Genomic DNA, 17,526 nt, shown 5'->3' with positions numbered 1-17,526 from the left:
GATGAAAAGGCTGGAGAACGGATGAAGAATTTATTATTTGGTATTTTGACTATGGGTCTATTGCTAGGAATTTCTGCTGTTGTTGTTAGTCCAGAGCTAACAGATTTCTTTGTAGACGAAAGGGAAATGACTGTCCAGTCAAAGAGCAAAGAGTCTAACAAGATTCAACTAAAACCAGATCAGATTTTGAAACAAACGGGATCTGAATGGAATAAATTATCCTATAGGGAACAGCTTGAATTTACGGTAAATATATCAAATGGACTTAAATCAAGGGATATGGACATTTCACAACCCCAAGAATTGCTCGTTCAAATCAATACATATTTTGAAAATAACGCTAAAGACGACACAATTGAAAAAGCACTTATGAAGATTCTTACTGAAAATTAAGCTACGAACAGAAAAACGACCCAAAAGCCTTCTAGCTTTTGGGTCGTTCTTATTTTCAATTTTTACAGGACGTCGTAACCTAAGTACAAGACTAGTACAAGGGATATGATAAACATAATCCACATACCCTTTGCGGATTCACCCTTTTTCGTCTTAGCAAGTACCATTTCCATTCCACCGATTACCCAAATACCTACGAGTACTTTAACGAGATACATGAACTGGAATGCACCGGCAGTAACAATGTTGATGAACACCATACCACCTGTCAGTATGATCAACACGTAGAATAATCTCAAAATCATACTTGTGATTTTATGCCCTTTTGCCTTTCCAGCTTTCAATAAGAAATAAGTAACAAAGAACAGAATTAATGCAATTGCCCATGAAGATACGTGTGCATGAATCATATTTTATTTCCTCCTCTATAACAAATCATATCAATCATATCAAAAGGGAATCACAAAAGGAAATAGTATAAATGTATGTTCAAAAAGGAGGATGAAAAGGAGCGAGAAGTTCAAGGAAGTGTAGCTTTGAGCACCGGAGCGTATGAACTGGATACGTGAGGAACGGAAAAGCAAGCTGACGCAGAAATTCGATGACCATTTTCACCGGACTTTTTGATCATCCTCTATAAATGTATGTTCAAAAAGGAGGATAAAAAGGAGCGAGAAGTTCAAGGAAGCGTAGCTTTGAGTACCGGAGCGTATGAACTGGATACGTGAGGAGAGGAAAAGCAAGCTGACACAGAAATTCGACGACCATTTTCACCGGACTTTTTGATCATCCTCTATAAATGTGTGCATTGTGCATGCATTATCCTTTATAATGATTACAGACTATAAGTATAGAATGGAGTGAGCAAATGAATCAAAATCAAGTAACTGACCAACAAGGAACTGAACAGATTATTTCGAAAACAGAACAATATGGTGCAAAGAACTACCTTCCACTACCGATTGTTATTTCTGAAGCAGAAGGTGTTTGGGTTAAAGACCCTGAAGGTAAACGTTATATGGATATGCTCAGTGCGTATTCTGCAGTGAACCAAGGTCACCGTCATCCTAAGATCATTGAAGCTCTTACTAAGCAAGCTGGTCGAGTAACATTAACATCTCGTGCATTTCATAACGATCAACTTGCTCCATTTTACGAAAAAGTTTCACAATTAACAGAGAAAGACATGATCTTACCAATGAATACTGGAGCAGAAGCAGTTGAGACAGCTATTAAATCAGCACGTCGTTGGGCATATGATGTAAAAGGCGTCGCTGAGAACCAAGCTGAAATCATCGCTTGTGAAGGGAACTTCCACGGACGTACAATGTCTGCGGTCTCATTATCATCTGAAGCAGAATACAAGCGTGGCTTCGGTCCGATGTTACCAGGAATTAAGCTAGTTCCATACGGTGACATTAAGGCATTGAAAGAAGCGATTACAGAAAACACAGCTGCATTCTTATTTGAACCGATTCAAGGTGAAGCTGGAATCAACATACCACCAGAAGGATTCTTAAAAGAAGTCCGTGAGTTATGTTCTAATGAAAATGTACTTATGATTGCTGATGAAATTCAAGCTGGTTTAGGCCGATCTGGTAAAAGGTTTGCATGTGACTGGGACAACGTTGTACCAGATATGTATATCTTAGGAAAAGCACTTGGAGGCGGGGTATTCCCAATTTCTTGTGTGGCTGCAAATAAAGATGTACTAGGTGTATTTAATCCTGGATCACACGGATCCACATTCGGTGGTAACCCGTTAGGTTGTGCAGTGTCTGTTGCATCCCTTGAAGTCATGGAAGAGGAAAAGCTTGTGGAGCGTTCACTAGAGCTTGGTGACTACTTCCAAAAAGAGCTTAAATCAATTAACAATCCGAAGATTAAAGAAGTACGCGGACGCGGACTATTTATCGGAGTTGAAATGACAGAAGCAGCTCGCCCTTATTGTGAGCAGTTAAAAGAAAAAGGTTTACTTTGTAAAGAAACACATGATACAGTCATCCGATTTGCTCCACCACTCATCATTGACAAGAAAGACCTAGATTGGGCAATTGAGCAAATTAAAGACGTATTAAGCGTATAAGTGAGAATGGTATGAGGCTGACTCTGAGGACATCCAATGTGAGATGTTCCTCTAGTCAGCCTTTTTTATGTTTACAGGACTAATTACCGAATTATGATCTCATTTAAATGTTCGGTTCTGTTTATAAACAATAATGAATATCTTCATTGTAGATTAAAACATCATTGGGGGTTCGTATACTACATGAAGAACTTACGCTTTTGGTTACATACTGTTTTGCTGGTTAGTTTTGCATTGCCTTGGCTGAAAATTCCTCTACTTCTCACATCGATCAACATAACTGGTTATTCACTCCCTTACAAAGCCAGTCACTTTGCAAATGAACTTAACACGCTTGGGCTTTCTAGCATTTCTCATGATCAAATCCTACCGCTCTATGTGATGCTGATTGCACCGACCCTTTCACTCCTCTTTCTTTATAGTTTATTGATTAAAAGGACACTTCCGTGGTACGTAGACTCAATCGCCGGATTTATCGCAGTAATGAGCTGTCTATTCGTCATGACCAACATTGGTAATATATTATCCATTGGATTTTACACGTCTATGGCTGTCTCCTTATTACTTGTCTCATCTCCGCTTCTCAACACATCTAGAACACCATTCACGCGAGGTCCTTCCAGCACCTCCTCAATCAATGCTTGACACAATTTATAATAAAAAGGATTGATGCGACTCGGCATCAATCCCTTTCTTTTACTTCATTCCGATTGAGATGTATTTCGTTTCAAGATAGGCTTCTAATCCTTCCAATCCGCCTTCTCGTCCTAGTCCACTTTGCTTCATACCTCCAAATGGCGCTTGAGCTGCAGATGGTAGTCCATCATTCCAACCGACAATTCCGTAGTCTAGCGCTTCAACGACCTTCATACCTCTACTATAATTTTCACTGAAAACGTATGATGCTAATCCAAATGGTGTCATATTCGCATATTTGATTGCTTCTTCATCTGTCTTTACTTTCTGAATCGGTGCCACTGGACCGAACGTTTCCTCATTCATAATGAGCATGCTAGGCTGAACATCAATAATAACCGTTGGCTCGTAAAAGTAAGTACCGTTTTCAGCCTCATGACCTTTTCCACCCGTCACGCATTTAGCACCTTGGTTCACCGCGTTTTCAACATGTTTGCCAACTTTTTCATAAGCATCCTTATTAATCATAGGACCGATGTCTGTTCCATCTTCAAAGCCGTTCCCTACTTTAAGCTTTTCTGTTTCAGCAACAACATGTTTAATAAATTCGTCATATACCTTTTCTTGTACGTAAACCCGATTTCCGCATATGCAAGTTTGCCCACCATTTCGGAATTTAGAAGCTACCGTTTGTTTGGCAGCGTATGGAATATCTGCGTCATCAAGGACAACAATTGGCGCATGTCCACCAAGCTCTAGAGATAAGTTTTTCACTTGACCTGAAGCTTTCTCCATTAATGTTTTCCCGATTTCAGTCGACCCTGTAAACGTAATCTTCCGTACTTTAGGATTCGTTAATAATTCATCGCCAATCTCAGATGATTTTCCTGAAACTAAATTCACAACACCTTTAGGAAAGCCCGCCTCCTCACAAAGCTCAACTAGGCGCACTGCTGTTAGCGGTGTTTCTTTAGGTGGTTTTACAACAAATGTACATCCAGCGGCTAAAGCGGGTGCCATTTTGCGAGTAATCATTGCTGCTGGGAAGTTCCATGGTGTAATCGCACCTACAACACCAACTGGCTGTTTAATGACTTGCATCCGTTTATTATCTTTTGATGGAGGAATCGTACGACCGTATACACGCTTACCTTCTTCCGCATACCATTTTACGAAGGAAGCCGCGTACTGAACTTCACCCTTCGATTCCTTCAACGGTTTTCCCATTTCTGATGTCATTAGTTCAGCCAATTCATCTTCATGTTTCACCATTAAATCGTATAATTTTTCTAAGTATGCAGCGCGATCATAAGCGTTTAAAGCCGACCAAGAAGGAAATGCATCGTGTGCAGCATCAATTGCTGATTTCGTTTCCTTCTTGCCACCTTTAGGTACGGTTCCTACGATCTCACCTGTTGCAGGATTGCGGACTTCAATTTTCTCTAGGCCATGGTCAGCCCATTCATTATTTATGAAAATGCCTTTATCCATCAAAAAAACGCCTCCACTTCAATTATGTGATCATACATGTACCATTCCATTAAGGACGAGTTAGTAAACCTCGTTCTCTACTGTATTCATGAGCGTTCCAATTCGATCGATATCAATCGTCACACGATCGTTTGCTTTCAAATACTTTGGTGGATTGAACCCTTTTCCCACTCCCGCTGGCGTTCCTGTTGCAATAATATCTCCTGGTTCAAGCGTCATCACTTTAGATAAATCACTAATAAGCTCAGGAATAGTGAACATCATGTTGGACGTTGAAGATTGTTGTCGCACTTCATCATTTACACGTGTTGTTATGAATAAGTCATGAGGGTCAGGTATGGCAGCTTTATGTACAATAACTGGACCCATTGGACAGCTCGTATCCATGCTCTTTCCAATAAGAAATTGCTTATGTTTACTTTGAAGATCTCTAGCAGTTACATCATTCACAATTGTATAGCCAAACACAAAGTCATAAGCGTCTTCTGTTTGAATCCTTTTCCCTCTTTTTCCTATGATGACAGCAAGTTCACCTTCATAATCAATATCCGTCGTAACATCAGTTGGGATCTGGATGACTTCATTTGTACCAATAACGGATGTAGGTGATTTTGAAAAGAACATTGGGACTTCAGGTATATCTTCTACACCACCGAGCTCGAGCGCATGATCTCGATAATTCTTCCCAACACAGAAAATATTTTTATTCGGCCTTAAAATCGGAGCTTGTAACTGCACGTCTTCAAAATGAATTTTGAAAGGTCGTTCTTCTGTCTCTTGATCAACAAAATCTAATACACTATGAACCATTCTCACAAACTCTTCACCCATCTGTATACAAGCTAGTAATGTGCTTGGCAATTGGACACCATAGTTTGCTGATGCTTCCGTAAGGTTAATTGTTTCGTTCGTTTTCGTATAAATAACTCCGATCATTGACTCACCTTGATAAATCCCACTGAAAAATTTCATTTATCTAACGCTCCTATTCGTACGAACGGTCATAATCAGCTGCGAGTTTGAAATCCAGCTCTGTTAGACCCTTCGCCTGCCATGAACTTAATTTTACAGTAACAAGTTTGTAGTCGATGGAGATCATCGGATGGTGCTGGATGTCTTCAGAAATATGCGCGATATTACGAACAAACTCGATACCATCTAAATACTCTTTAAACCTATATTTCTTCACAATCCACTTTTCATCTTGTAAGGACCATCCTTGTAGATTCTCTAATCGTTTAGTAATCTCACAGTCTGATAATCGGTCCACCCGAAATTCCTCCTTAAATGTTTTACCATAATGATGAGAGACAACCTTTCATTTGTAAAATATTTCGCACTTCTTTTGTCCACGTATATACTTCCATTTCATCGTAAAAACTCCTCTTTTCATCAAACATACAAAGTTTTCATATGAGATGTGGTAAAATAAGATGTTAATACGATCTTGGAGTGACGAAAATGAATGTAGTTGTAAGTACATTAAACGCAAAATATATACACACCTCCCTTGCACTCAGATATTTAAAGAGCTATTGCGCTCCTGAATTCAATTTGCAAATGGCGGAATATACAATTAAAGATCCAGTGATGAACATCGTAAGTGATTTGTATTCTTATGATCCTGATGTTATCGGATTTAGCTGTTATATATGGAATATAGAAGAAACGATTCCGATTATTGAAATGTTAAAGAAAATTAAGCCAGAAATTAAAATAGTCCTTGGAGGACCTGAAGTTTCATACGACGTGCCTCAATGGCTAGAACGATTGACCCTTGTTGACTACATCATCGTAGGTGAAGGAGAAGAAACGTTTAAAGATTTCCTTACTGCCTTAAGAGATGAAAACGATCCTGAAGAAGTGAAAGGCTTAGCATTTTTAAAAGACGGAAGGCCTCACCGATCAGGACCTCGACCGAAACTTGACCTTAAATCGGTCCCTTCTCCATTCCGTTTTGAAGAAGATTTAAGTCAATTATCGAAACGAGTAACTTACATTGAGACGAGTAGAGGCTGTCCTTACTCTTGTGCTTTCTGCTTATCCTCAATTGAAGTGGGCGTCCGTTATTTTGATATTGAAATGATAAAAGAAGAAATTCGATTTCTTATGAACAATGGCGCACGAACCATCAAGTTTGTTGACCGTACATTTAACATTCGACGAGACTACGCATTAGAAATGTTCGAATTCTTAATAGAAGAGCACCTTCCAAATACGGTGTTCCAATTTGAAATCACAGCGGACATCATGAGACCAGAAGTGATTGATTATTTGAACGAACATGCCCCTGTCGGCCTGTTCAGATTTGAAATAGGTGTCCAGTCTACAAATGACGCAACAAATGAACTCGTTGAACGAAGGCAAAACTTTGATAAGTTAAAAAGAACAGTCACGACAGTTCGAGACGGCGGCAAAATCGTTCAACATCTCGATTTAATTGCTGGTTTACCTGAAGAAAATTACGATTCATTCCGTCAAACTTTTAATGACGTATTTGATTTCCGCATTGAAGAAGTTCAGCTTGGTTTCTTGAAGATGTTGCGTGGTACTGGTTTACGCCTAAGAGCAGATCAACATGATTACATTTATATGGACCAAGCACCCTATGAGATATTGGGTAACAATGTACTAACCTTTGATGAAATCATTAAAATAAAACGTGTGGAAGATGTCCTCGAAAAGTTTTGGAATGATCACAGAATGGATACCACTGTTACTTATCTCATTGATCATGTGTTCCCAACAGCTTTTGATTTCTTCCAGCAATTCGGTGATTATTGGGAAAGAAGCGGATGGTCTCGTATAGGACATCAATTAGAAGATCTGTTTAAGCGACTCCATTCATTTCTAAGTGAGCGTAATATTGAGGGACTTCCAGCCATTGAAGGACTGATGAAATACGATTACTTCATTCGTCAAAAGCATAAACCACGAAAACCTTGGTGGGATTATACGATGGATCGACAAACGCAGTCCGCTTGTATGCGATTCTTAGCATTGAATCCTGAAAAAGTTTCAGATGAGTTTGCAGGACTTCAATTAACAGAGAAAGAATTGCATAAACACGTAATGATTGAAAGCATTCCATTCGATTTAGAAACTTATCTAGAGGATGGGGTTATTAAAAATCGTGAAACACTGTTAATCATGTATTTTGATCCAAAAGCTAAGAAAACGTCCGCTTATACGATTGCAAACGAATTAATCAATATAAATGAGATCGTTTAACTTTCTCATTAAGGAGGTCAGTTATGGCAAATACGCACACCTATACGCGTAAAGAAGAAATCGTCAACGCAATTACACATGGAATTGGTGTAGTTTTCAGTCTCGTCGCGCTCGTGCTTCTTGTCGTAATGGCTGCGCTTGAGGGTTCAGCCTGGCATGTAGTCAGTTTTTCAATATACGGTGCCTCTATGTTAATCCTTTATACGGCATCCACTCTCGTACACAGTTTCCCAGACGGCAAACTGAAGGATTTGTTTGAAATCTTTGACCATGCAGCGATCTACATCTTTATCGCAGGTACGTACACTCCATTCTTGTTCATTATCGTCAAAGGTGCATTAGGATGGACATTGTTTGGAATCGTCTGGGGAATTGCTTTGTTTGGAGTCTTCTTTAAAGCATTCTTTGTCAAACGATTTCTCTTCCTATCAACTGTCATTTATATCGTAATGGGCTGGCTCGCGGTATTTGCTTGGAAGCCATTGATGACAACTTTACCAACTAGTGGAGGTTTGCTCTTTATCATAGGTGGGCTCCTATACACAGTCGGCACGATTTTCTATGTGTGGCGCGCCTTCCCTTATCACCATGCAGTCTGGCACGTTTTTGTTTTAGCAGGTACAGCATTCCATTTCTTCGCAATACTGCTTTATGTATTACCTATTAGGGTGATCTGAAAAAACGACACTGACATAAGAGGAAGCTTGGATATCCAAGCTTCTTTTTATATGATTTTTGGTTTGGAGTTATTGTTATTTTAGTAAGAAGAGGCTTTATCATAGCTTGAAATCACTGGACTCCTGATTTGAGGGTACGCGGGAGGGGCGCTCTAACCCTGAAATCACTGGACTCCTGATTTGAGTTCAAGTCAGCACAAAAAAAGCCCAAATCAGTTATGATTTGGACTTAATAGACGTTTCATAATTATTTATTTTCCATCTGATGATTCTTCATCTTTATTTAGATCTTTCTCTTCCTTTTTCTTCTCTTTTTCAAGATTCTTCACTTCAATTTCCATATCATCTACGAGTAGACGGTTCGGGTGCTTAACAATAGTTTCTTTAGCCTTTAATCCTTTTGTAACTTCCACATAGGATCCGCTTTCAAAGCCAAAGGAAGCTTTTCGCTTATCTATGTATCCTTCTTTTACAACAAGGACGTATTCTTTCCCATTTATAGCTAAGATTGATTGTTTGTTTATCGCAACCGCATTTTCGATAGCTACAGGACGAACAGTCATTTCAACTGTAGTCCCGACTTGAAGTCGATTTTCATCTGTTTCTTCAACTTCTATGTCTACTTGGAACTTTGAATTTTCTTTCTCTGAAGGTTGTATAGATGCTACTAATCCTTTACGTTCTTTACGATCTGCAGATTTTAACAGAACCGCATCACCTTCACTTAGCAGAAGAACTTGTTCTTCCGAAAGAGTCGTCCTTACTAAAACTTCATCTTCGTTAGCAATTATCACAACGGGTTCGTTGTTCTTCCCTCTTTCATAAGATACCTTTGTGACAGTTCCTGAAATAGAGCTCTTAACGCTCGTTTCTCCTGAGCGTGTCTTCAATTGATTAATTGCGTCTTCCTTATTAGAAATGGTTGTATCAATCCGATCGGCTTGATATTCAGCATCAGCTTGTTCTTGTTCTAATAAGAATATAGTCGATTCATCTTTTTCTTCATCTTCTTTATTTGACTCTCGAACGATTTGGTTACCAAGAAGTCGTTCGCGATCTTCATGATAATCTTGTTCGGTTTCAAGTATATCGATTTCATTTTCTAACACATTAATCTGACTCTCATAATCTGAAGAACTATACTTAAGAATTTCTGTACTACTGGAGACCTTGTCCCCTTCTTGCACAAGAATTTCTTCCAATGTCCCTCGTTGATCGTCATAATAAAATTCTTCTATTTGTTTTGGGATAACAACACCTGTAGACTTAATTGTCTCTTTAAGATCTCGTTTTTCCACTGTCGAAACTTCGTATGGTTTTTCACTAGCAAAGAGCGACTCATTCAGCACAAACAAATACGTATTAATAACGACAAAGAGAACAATCGGAATCACTATCAGTGCTTTTTTTATGTAACCATTCAACCTTAGAACCCCCGTTTCTAACCGTTCAAGTGTAAGTGATACATCATGTTGATCACGGATAGGCAGGTGATCAAGATAATATGCAATCCAATGGTAACGCATAGAATGTATCGTTTTGATTTTAGAGAAGCTTCCATTAGTAGCCTAATCGTTGAATACATATGCCAAATGAAAAAGATGGTAATCCATCCCGACATCGTTGTAAGAAATACATGATCCGTCAACGCTTTCACCCAAGGACCGATTCCATATGGTGATAACATTTCAGTGGATCCGAAGGCATACATAAACGGAAGATTAGCTGCTAAACCAATCAATATAATCACGAATAAATATGTGTTCATGACAAATAATCTTTTAAAACCGATATCTCGAAAAAATCCCCAAAGTAATAGTGCAGATGAACCGATCATCAAAAAAGGCAGAATAATACCACTAAGTCCTCCACCAATACCAATTAAAATTGAAGCAGCAAATTTTTGATCGTTCGTTAGATCCAACTTAACCGCTTCTGGTAATAATAGCCACTCCGCAGATTGTATATAGAAGGTAATTCCAAAAATAATTGAACTACATAATAACAAAATCAACAGTCTCCACCGATACCCATGGATCGATTTTGATTCTCTCAACGTATGGATTGTTTCTTCAGGCTTAAATAAACCTCTCCAAACTTGAACACGATGCTCCAAGCCTCTTCCCCCATTTCTATCTCTCTCAAGCAATGATCATATACTCTATCCTATCAGAAATTCACGCCTATATCATTTTTTTCCAATAATTATTATGAACTATTTTTGTGAGATGACAGCCCAGTGATAGGGACCTGTCTGTTTCCACAGAATCGACTTGAAACCTACACTTCTTAGTGCTTCATCCGTATCGGAAATGAGAGGATAGTCTTCTGATGAATCCCAGTACTTTCCGATCAATTTTCTCGCATCATCTCTCGCTGTTTTAGATGCAAACATGATATCAACGAGTAGAAATAAGCCTTCGTCCTTCAAAATACGATGGGTTTCCTTACAAGCGTCAGGACGTTCTTCAGAATCTACTTCGTGAAAGGCGAAACTTGAAACCGTCAAATCGAACATCCTTGAAGACTGATTGTTCTTTGTAAAAGTTCCAAGAGATAAATGATAGTCTGGATGCTGATGTTTGCACTCTATGATCATTTTTTGAGATAGATCCACACCGAAAATGTTCTTGCCATTAAAACGACTCGCAAAATTCCCCGTTCCAATCCCTATATCCAATATGGAATGGAAGGATCTCTTTTCTAGCCAACTTGCTGCTTCTACTAAGCTTGACTCATAACCTAGTAAAGGTCCCTTAGGGTCTTGTATATATTCATCATATGTACCTGCCCAAGTATCAAATAATTCTAGTGTCTCTTTTCTATTTCTCAAAATCATCCCTCCGAACAGTGATCTTTGAACTACTATTCTCTAAACCTCACTAAATTCCTTGTTTGATACTAAGGAATGTGTGGAATTTCCAGTATTGAATCCACACTTTGTTCATGCGTTTATCGAATGTTTAACTAATTAGAAATAAGATTAAGGAGATGGAATTAAAACCAATGACTTTAACCAATCCAGAGTTATCTGATCACACAGAAAAATCTGCATCACTTTACGATCAAGCGTGTGAAGTCATACCAGGAGGCGTTACTGCTAACATAAAATATTTCAAGCCTCATCCATTAGTTATGGAGCGTGGGGAAAAGAGCCATTTGTTCGATGTAGATGGTAATGAATACATTGATTACTTGTTATGTTACGGGGCACTTATTCTTGGTCATGGTCACCACAGTGTATTTGAAGCGGTCCAGAATCAGATGACACAAGCGGGCACTACTATATTCGGAACGCCACATCGACTTGAAATTGAAATGGCTAATAAATTGATTGACTTGTACCCTGGAATTGAAATGGTCCGTTACACGAATTCAGGTCTAGAAGCGACCCAATTAGCATTGCGTATAGCGTCTGCATATACAGGTAAGTCAAAGGTAGCAAAATTTGAAGGACATTATCACGGCGGCTATGATCAAGTACTCTTAAGTGTAAATCCCGATGAATCTAAAGCAGGATTGGATGCTGCACCGAATGCCGTACCTGAATCGAGTGGCATATCTGATCACCATGTCAAAAATACACTCATACTCCCCTTCAATAATATTAACGCGACAGAAAAATTATTAAGAGAGCATGCAAAGGATTTAAGTGCTGTGATTATTGAACCCGTCCAAGGAGGCTTTATCCCAGCCAAGCAATCCTTTCTTAATGGATTACGAAAGGTTACAGAAGAGCTAGGAATATTATTAATCTTTGATGAGGTGAAAACCGGTTTCAGATTAGGGCTTGGTGGGGCTCAAGAAATTTACAATATCAAACCGGACTTAACTGCACTTGGTAAAGTGCTTGGTGGTGGTTTTCCAGTTGGGGCTGTAGGTGGTAAAAAGGAAATTATGATGATTAGTGCTTCTAACAAAGGAAGAGATATTTTAACAGCTGGTGCAAATAATAATCACAAAAATGAAGTGCTGTTCCATAGTGGTACTTATAATGGTCATCCAACCGTACTAGCTGCTGGTCTTGCGACGATTCATGTGTTAGAACAAGGATCAATGATGAAAGACCTCATTTCAAAAACAGAATCTCTACGATCTCAACTTGAGAGCCTTTATGCTAGTAAAAATATTCCGATGAAAACTGTCGGGATCGGTAGTATTTTTAATATCTTGTTTACAAAGTCAGCTATCGAAAATTACCGAGACATGAAACATGCTGACCGTAACTTACGTGAGAAAATCGATTATGAATTACTGAAGTTGGGTATCTATACAAAACCACTTAACCGGTACTCTATGTCGGTCGTCCATACGGATGAAGATATCCTTGCAACTGTACATGCACACGAAAAAGCAATTGAACGAGTTGTAGAAAATGAATCATAATAAAAAATGTGGGCTGATGACACCATCAGCCCTTCATTATATTATAAAGTTTCAATTGAGACAGTACTTCCTTTTCCTGAAGGCGTTGCAGGTTCTACGATTAGCTTTCTAGGGAGTCTCGCTCTTAACTCCGGTACATGTGAAATCACCCCAACAGAAACTTGTTGCATTTGTAATCGTTCTAGTGCTGAAATCACGGTATCAAGTAAAGATTGGTCTAATGTTCCAAACCCTTCATCTAGGAAGAAAAATTCGAGTGGATACTCACCCTGTAATTGAATTTGAGCTGACAATGACAATGCTAAAGCAAGTGATGTAAGGAATGTTTCTCCTCCAGAGAGTGATGTGACAGGACGTCGGACGCCTCCATTTGCATCGTCTCGAATAACAAAGCCTCCTGTTGAATCAACCTCTAGCGCATACCTCTGCCTAGTCAATTCGCCTAACCGCTGTGAAGCATCTCTAGCAACCTGGTTGAGCTGTTCTTCCGCTATGAATTCTACAAAACTGTTCCCTCTAAATACAGCTTGCAACTTTCCGAGTCGTTCGGCAACTTCTTCATATTCTTCTCGTTTCACCTCAAGCTCATTGTACTTTACTGCACGTTTCTTAACTTCTTCTACTTCACCATCAAGCCTAGCATTTTCTGAAAGTGCTTTTTCTTTTGCTTGTTTAGCTTCAGATAACTCAGACTGTACCTTTTGCCATTCAAATTCACTAATTTCTTTGTTATTTAATTGTTTGAGCAGTCTGCTTTGATCATGTTCTTGCTGAATTTTTTCGTTATGAAATGCTTGAATTCGCTTTTCCCATACATTCTGCTTTTCAAGCGGTATAATCGCATCCTTAACCTGTTCTCTAGATTCAAAAATAGTAGATACCGACTTTTCATCCCATTGCCTTTGCGCAACTTGTAGACGTTTATTGACTTGTTCTAGTGCAGATTTTGCAACCTCTAAGTCCTTTTCATGCGTTTGAAGTTTCGCAGATTCAGACTCACTGGTTTGTTGGATTGCTTGTTCATTTCGCTTCAATGTATCCATTTCTAATTGAACTGATCGAATCAACTCGTCTGGATTCTCTTCTCCGCAACGTTCAAGAATCAAACTTGTACACTCTTGGAGCCTCTTTTCAGAAGATTTGATATCAGCATTCAGTTCGGAATATGATAATTTCTTCGTCTGTACGCGGTCAACACATTGCGTAATTGTATCCTCTAGTTCATATAAGAACGAAACGCTTTTGTCATAACGTTGGTTTAAATCAGTTAATTCTTGGTCTCTCTTATCCATGTCACTCTGTAGTTGTTCAATGTCATGGTAAGGCATTGAATGATATTGCTCATTCCAACGGTTTTCTAAAACTTGAATTTGTTCTTCTAGTTCTACTTTCTTCTCATTCGTCTTTACAAGTTCTTGAGAATAAGTATTTTGAGAGGTTTTACTTTCAATCCACTCTTTATCACAAGCAGAGTACAACTTTGTATATTGATTTTTCTTTTCTTTAAGTTCAATTAGGTCTTGTTTAAAGCCTTTTGTTTCAGTTTGAAGTATATGCAAGTATTGCTTTAGTTCTTCAGTCGTTTGCATAGTTTGGTCAATTGGATCAAATGATGTAGCTGCAATTTCATTTCCACTAAGCTCTTCTTTTTGAACATATTCCTGTATGGTTTCGAACAAGTACTCTAAGTCTTTTTTGCTGTGCTTGATTGCGATTTCTTCATTCTTAATGTCTGTTAATGTTTGTTCAAGATCTTGAATCACTTCTCGATAATCACGGTTTTCTACAGAATGTGTTGCTGGTTTTGGATGGTCAATTGATCCACAAACAGGACATGCCTCTCCTGAATCTAGATGTTCCGCAACTTGCGCTGATAAAGAGTTCAGCTCAAGTTTTCTTTGATTTTCTATGGAGTCCTTTAATGTGCTTTCGATTCCACTTTTCGCTGTTTCAATGACTCGTTCATGTTCACAAACTCGATTGAAAATGGTTTCGGTATGATATAGGAGATAACCCATTTTCTTTTTCAGTTGGTCTTTTTCACGTGTTTGCTTCTCAATTGTTTGGTCCAACTGTGAAACAACCTGTGTTAGTTTTTTAAATTCCTTTTGACGTTCATCTTTCGATTGTTGTTTCGATTCAATTTCTTTTTTGAGTGTTATACCGTCTCTCAATCGATTTCTGTCTTCAATTGAGATCGTATTGGATTCAATTTTCTGCTTGATTTCTGTTTGTCGCTTTAAAGCTTTTTGCTTCTTTTCTCTAAAGTTGATTAATTCTGTTTCAGCATGCTCTAATTCTTCTTTTTGCTTGCGAAGTTTCAACTGGTCTTCCTTGAGGCGGGATCTTAGCAGTGTCCTTTCCTTGTCGAGGTCACTAGCTTGCTTTAACTGTTGCAATTGTTCGTATAACTTAGGTTCATGTTCAGCTCTATGTTTTCGGATTGCCTTTAACTCTTCAACAGTTTTATTCGCAATTTCGGATGAGTGTTCGACCTTTTTTGTTAATTGGTCACGCTTATAGGTCCAATCTTGCTGTTCATTTAATATATTTTCCAGTTCATTTACATAAGGAACTAAAGCATCGGCCACTTTTGCTGCCTCTAGCTGTTGAGCCAACTTTTTCACTTCAGGCTCTTGTTGTGCTAAGGCGTGAAGTCTTTCCTTCACACCATTTAATTCTTCTTGCCATTGCCAAATTTGTCTATAATGCTCAAACTGAACTTCTTTTTTACTTAACAATTGGTTTTTAACCTTTACGTTTTCAATTGTTTCTTTTAAACGTTTTTCAAGTTCTGTAATCAGTTCTTGAGAAGCATCTCCTAGTCCTTGTTGTTCTGCAACAATTTCCTTAAGAAATATGTTTGTTTCTTCCGCTCTCTTCTTTAATCGCTGATTAAGAAGGTCCCCATACTGCTCTAGTCGAAAAAGGCGTTGAAGCATCTGTCGTCGCTCTGCACCTTTCAATGAAAGGAATTCAGCAAACTTCCCTTGAGGTAAAACAACTGCACGGGTAAAATCAGTTAATGTCAGCCCTAAAATTTGTTCAACTTCAGAAGTGACATCCCTTTCCTTGTCAGCCATTACAACATGTTCTTCGTTAATAACCTCAATGAGTCGACAAGTACTCGTTCTTATTGCATCATTTTTTCCACGTTTATAGGTACGATCTACTTTGTATCTTTTCGCAGATGTACCCTCTCCAAGTTCAAATGTAAAACTAACATTTAATTGGTCTTCTGCATGATTCATTATTCCTTGAATCGTGTTTGCAGCTCTTTCGACTTTACCGTATAAGGCAAGAGTGACAGCATCTAGTAGTGAGGATTTCCCGCTACCTGTCGGACCAAAGATACCAAATACACCACCATCACAAAGTGTTTGGAAATCAACATCCTGCTTCTCGCGAAAACTATGTAATCCAGCTACAGATAGGTGTATAGGTCTCATTGATTCTCCCTCCCTTCATACGAATCGATTAACTCCATGAATAATTGGACTGATTTCTCATCTGGTGTGCCACCATTTGTTTGGCGCTCATAAAATCGTTTGAATAGCTCATCAATGGGCAAATCTGATAATCTTTGTTTCTCTTCAGTTGCCTCCATCTCCTCAAAAACTGGTCTTATATGAATGAATCCATCACGAGCATTTCTTAGTTTATGAATTTCTTCCATGCTTAGCGTGTCCTTTAAGTGGATCTCTAAATCAATCCAGGCATGGATGTCCTTCTCTTCATCTAACCACTTGTAAACTTGTTGTAACCCTTCGTCAGCCTTCCATTTGACTAAAGGTTTTCCACTAGATAGAAAGACTTCTCTTGTTACTGCCTCTGAACCAGGTTGTACATCTATAACTGTTACCGATTTTGCCTGACCAGCCTCTGAAAAACTATATGCGATTGGAGAACCAGAGTACCTTGCATTACCGGCAGCAGATCTCTTAAACGTTTGTGGACGGTGAAGATGACCTAAAGCGACATATTGTGCTTTTGATGGGAGTGCGTCTGCTGTAACCGTATATGCTCCCCCAACTTGAATAGGTCTTTCAGAATCTGTTTCTCGTCCTCCTGCAACATAGATATGACTCATTGCAATGTTAACCGAGGAACCGTCAAATTGGTCACAAAGCTCATTAAACAACTTTTCTATTCGCACATCATAAGCATCTCTCAACGTTTCTTCATCGAAAGACTCTGTCAATAGTTCTTTTAAGCGTGATTCTGAAGGATAAGGTAGGCCTGCAACCTTTAAAGTTTCACCGGTCGACGGGATTGTCATTTCAAGTGGCTTCATTGTTGGGTAACCGATGATTTCAATACCGTGCATAGAAGCAATTGGACCAGAAGCACTTAATCGATCTGGGTTATCATGGTTTCCTGCTATGATGACAACTTTACAATTCTTTTCTTCTGTTAATTTTGCCATATATTCATAGAATAGTTGTTCAGCGGCCGCGGGTGGATTAACGGTATCAAAAACGTCGCCAGCCATTAATACGACATCAATACATTCTTCTTTTACGATCTCGCATAGCTCCTGTAAAAAATGCTCTTGTTCCGTTAATCGACTTCTACCTTCTAAAGTACGACCTAGATGCCAATCGGCAGTGTGCAGTAGTCTCACAG

General features: G+C 38.8%; 15 protein-coding genes. 6 read left to right on the top strand and 9 right to left on the bottom strand.

Features of this window, described 5'->3' with window-relative positions; translation table 11 throughout:
• Nucleotides 1-21: 21 nt before the first annotated feature.
• A complete protein-coding gene (locus L2716_RS03515; protein WP_236331831.1) occupies nt 22-393 on the top strand; it encodes a hypothetical protein in 372 nt (123 codons plus the stop codon).
• 62 nt (nt 394-455) lie between these two features.
• Here L2716_RS03515 and L2716_RS03510 read toward each other — a convergent pair whose 3' ends face one another.
• On the bottom strand, nt 456-803 hold the full coding sequence (locus tag L2716_RS03510) for a YisL family protein (RefSeq protein WP_236331829.1): 348 nt from the start codon (nt 801-803) through the stop codon (nt 456-458).
• Nucleotides 804-1,261: 458 nt separating this feature from the next.
• On the opposite strand from L2716_RS03510, the gene L2716_RS03505 reads away from it, so the two are divergent.
• Together L2716_RS03505 and L2716_RS03500 are read left to right on the top strand one after the other, a co-directional pair.
• Nucleotides 1,262-2,479, top strand: coding sequence for an ornithine--oxo-acid transaminase (locus L2716_RS03505; RefSeq protein WP_236331827.1), 1,218 nt, complete (start codon nt 1,262-1,264; stop codon nt 2,477-2,479).
• A 183-nt stretch (nt 2,480-2,662) separates the two neighbouring features.
• Nucleotides 2,663-3,124, top strand: coding sequence for a hypothetical protein (locus L2716_RS03500; RefSeq protein ID WP_236331826.1), 462 nt, complete (start codon nt 2,663-2,665; stop codon nt 3,122-3,124).
• Between the two features lie 51 nt (nt 3,125-3,175).
• Here L2716_RS03500 and L2716_RS03495 read toward each other — a convergent pair whose 3' ends face one another.
• From L2716_RS03495 to L2716_RS03485, 3 genes are read right to left on the bottom strand one after another with little or no spacing between them, the layout of a single operon-like run.
• Nucleotides 3,176-4,606, bottom strand: a complete 1,431-nt coding sequence (locus tag L2716_RS03495) for an NAD-dependent succinate-semialdehyde dehydrogenase (protein ID WP_236331824.1) — start codon at nt 4,604-4,606, stop codon at nt 3,176-3,178.
• Nucleotides 4,607-4,666: 60 nt separating this feature from the next.
• On the bottom strand, nt 4,667-5,578 hold the full coding sequence (locus L2716_RS03490; protein ID WP_236331822.1) for a fumarylacetoacetate hydrolase family protein: 912 nt from the start codon (nt 5,576-5,578) through the stop codon (nt 4,667-4,669).
• Nucleotides 5,579-5,591: 13 nt separating this feature from the next.
• Entirely contained in the window at nt 5,592-5,876 is a 285-nt protein-coding gene (locus tag L2716_RS03485; protein WP_236331820.1) for a 4a-hydroxytetrahydrobiopterin dehydratase, read from the bottom strand.
• Between the two features lie 191 nt (nt 5,877-6,067).
• Between L2716_RS03485 and L2716_RS03480 the strand changes: the two genes are divergently transcribed.
• Nucleotides 6,068-7,837 (top strand): B12-binding domain-containing radical SAM protein, encoded by a 1,770-nt coding sequence (locus L2716_RS03480; RefSeq protein WP_236331818.1) that lies wholly within the window; start codon nt 6,068-6,070, stop codon nt 7,835-7,837.
• 23 nt (nt 7,838-7,860) lie between these two features.
• On the top strand, nt 7,861-8,514 hold the full coding sequence (trhA, locus tag L2716_RS03475) for a PAQR family membrane homeostasis protein TrhA (RefSeq protein WP_236331816.1): 654 nt from the start codon (nt 7,861-7,863) through the stop codon (nt 8,512-8,514).
• Nucleotides 8,515-8,765: 251 nt separating this feature from the next.
• On the opposite strand, the gene L2716_RS03470 is transcribed toward trhA, so the two are convergent.
• The 3 genes from L2716_RS03470 to L2716_RS03460 all read right to left on the bottom strand — a co-directional run bounded on the left by L2716_RS03470 (nt 8,766) and on the right by L2716_RS03460 (nt 11,353).
• A complete protein-coding gene (locus L2716_RS03470; protein WP_236331815.1) occupies nt 8,766-10,040 on the bottom strand; it encodes an efflux RND transporter periplasmic adaptor subunit in 1,275 nt (424 codons plus the stop codon).
• A complete protein-coding gene (locus tag L2716_RS03465) occupies nt 9,956-10,630 on the bottom strand; it encodes a hypothetical protein (RefSeq protein ID WP_236331812.1) in 675 nt (224 codons plus the stop codon). The genes L2716_RS03470 and L2716_RS03465 overlap by 85 nt, the downstream gene beginning before the upstream one ends.
• 99 nt (nt 10,631-10,729) lie before the next feature.
• The gene (locus L2716_RS03460) at nt 10,730-11,353 is read right to left on the bottom strand and encodes a class I SAM-dependent DNA methyltransferase (protein ID WP_236331811.1); all 624 of its coding nucleotides are present in this window, start codon (nt 11,351-11,353) and stop codon (nt 10,730-10,732) included.
• A gap of 167 nt (nt 11,354-11,520) precedes the next feature.
• Here L2716_RS03460 and L2716_RS03455 point away from each other — a divergent pair, with 167 nt between their 5' ends.
• Nucleotides 11,521-12,900, top strand: a complete 1,380-nt coding sequence (locus L2716_RS03455) for an aspartate aminotransferase family protein (protein WP_236331809.1) — start codon at nt 11,521-11,523, stop codon at nt 12,898-12,900.
• Between the two features lie 41 nt (nt 12,901-12,941).
• On the opposite strand, the gene L2716_RS03450 is transcribed toward L2716_RS03455, so the two are convergent.
• On the bottom strand, nt 12,942-16,349 hold the full coding sequence (locus L2716_RS03450; RefSeq protein WP_236331807.1) for an SbcC/MukB-like Walker B domain-containing protein: 3,408 nt from the start codon (nt 16,347-16,349) through the stop codon (nt 12,942-12,944).
• On the bottom strand, nt 16,346-17,524 hold the full coding sequence (locus tag L2716_RS03445) for an exonuclease SbcCD subunit D (protein ID WP_236331805.1): 1,179 nt from the start codon (nt 17,522-17,524) through the stop codon (nt 16,346-16,348). The genes L2716_RS03450 and L2716_RS03445 overlap by 4 nt, the downstream gene beginning before the upstream one ends.
• Nucleotides 17,525-17,526 lie beyond the last annotated feature (2 nt).

Origin of the sequence: Pseudalkalibacillus berkeleyi (assembly GCF_021608225.1) — a bacterium.
Classification (GTDB): Bacteria; Bacillota; Bacilli; order Bacillales; family Fictibacillaceae; genus Pseudalkalibacillus; species Pseudalkalibacillus berkeleyi.
Note: the sequence above shows the minus strand (reverse complement) of the source record. Positions and strands in the feature narration are given on the sequence as shown.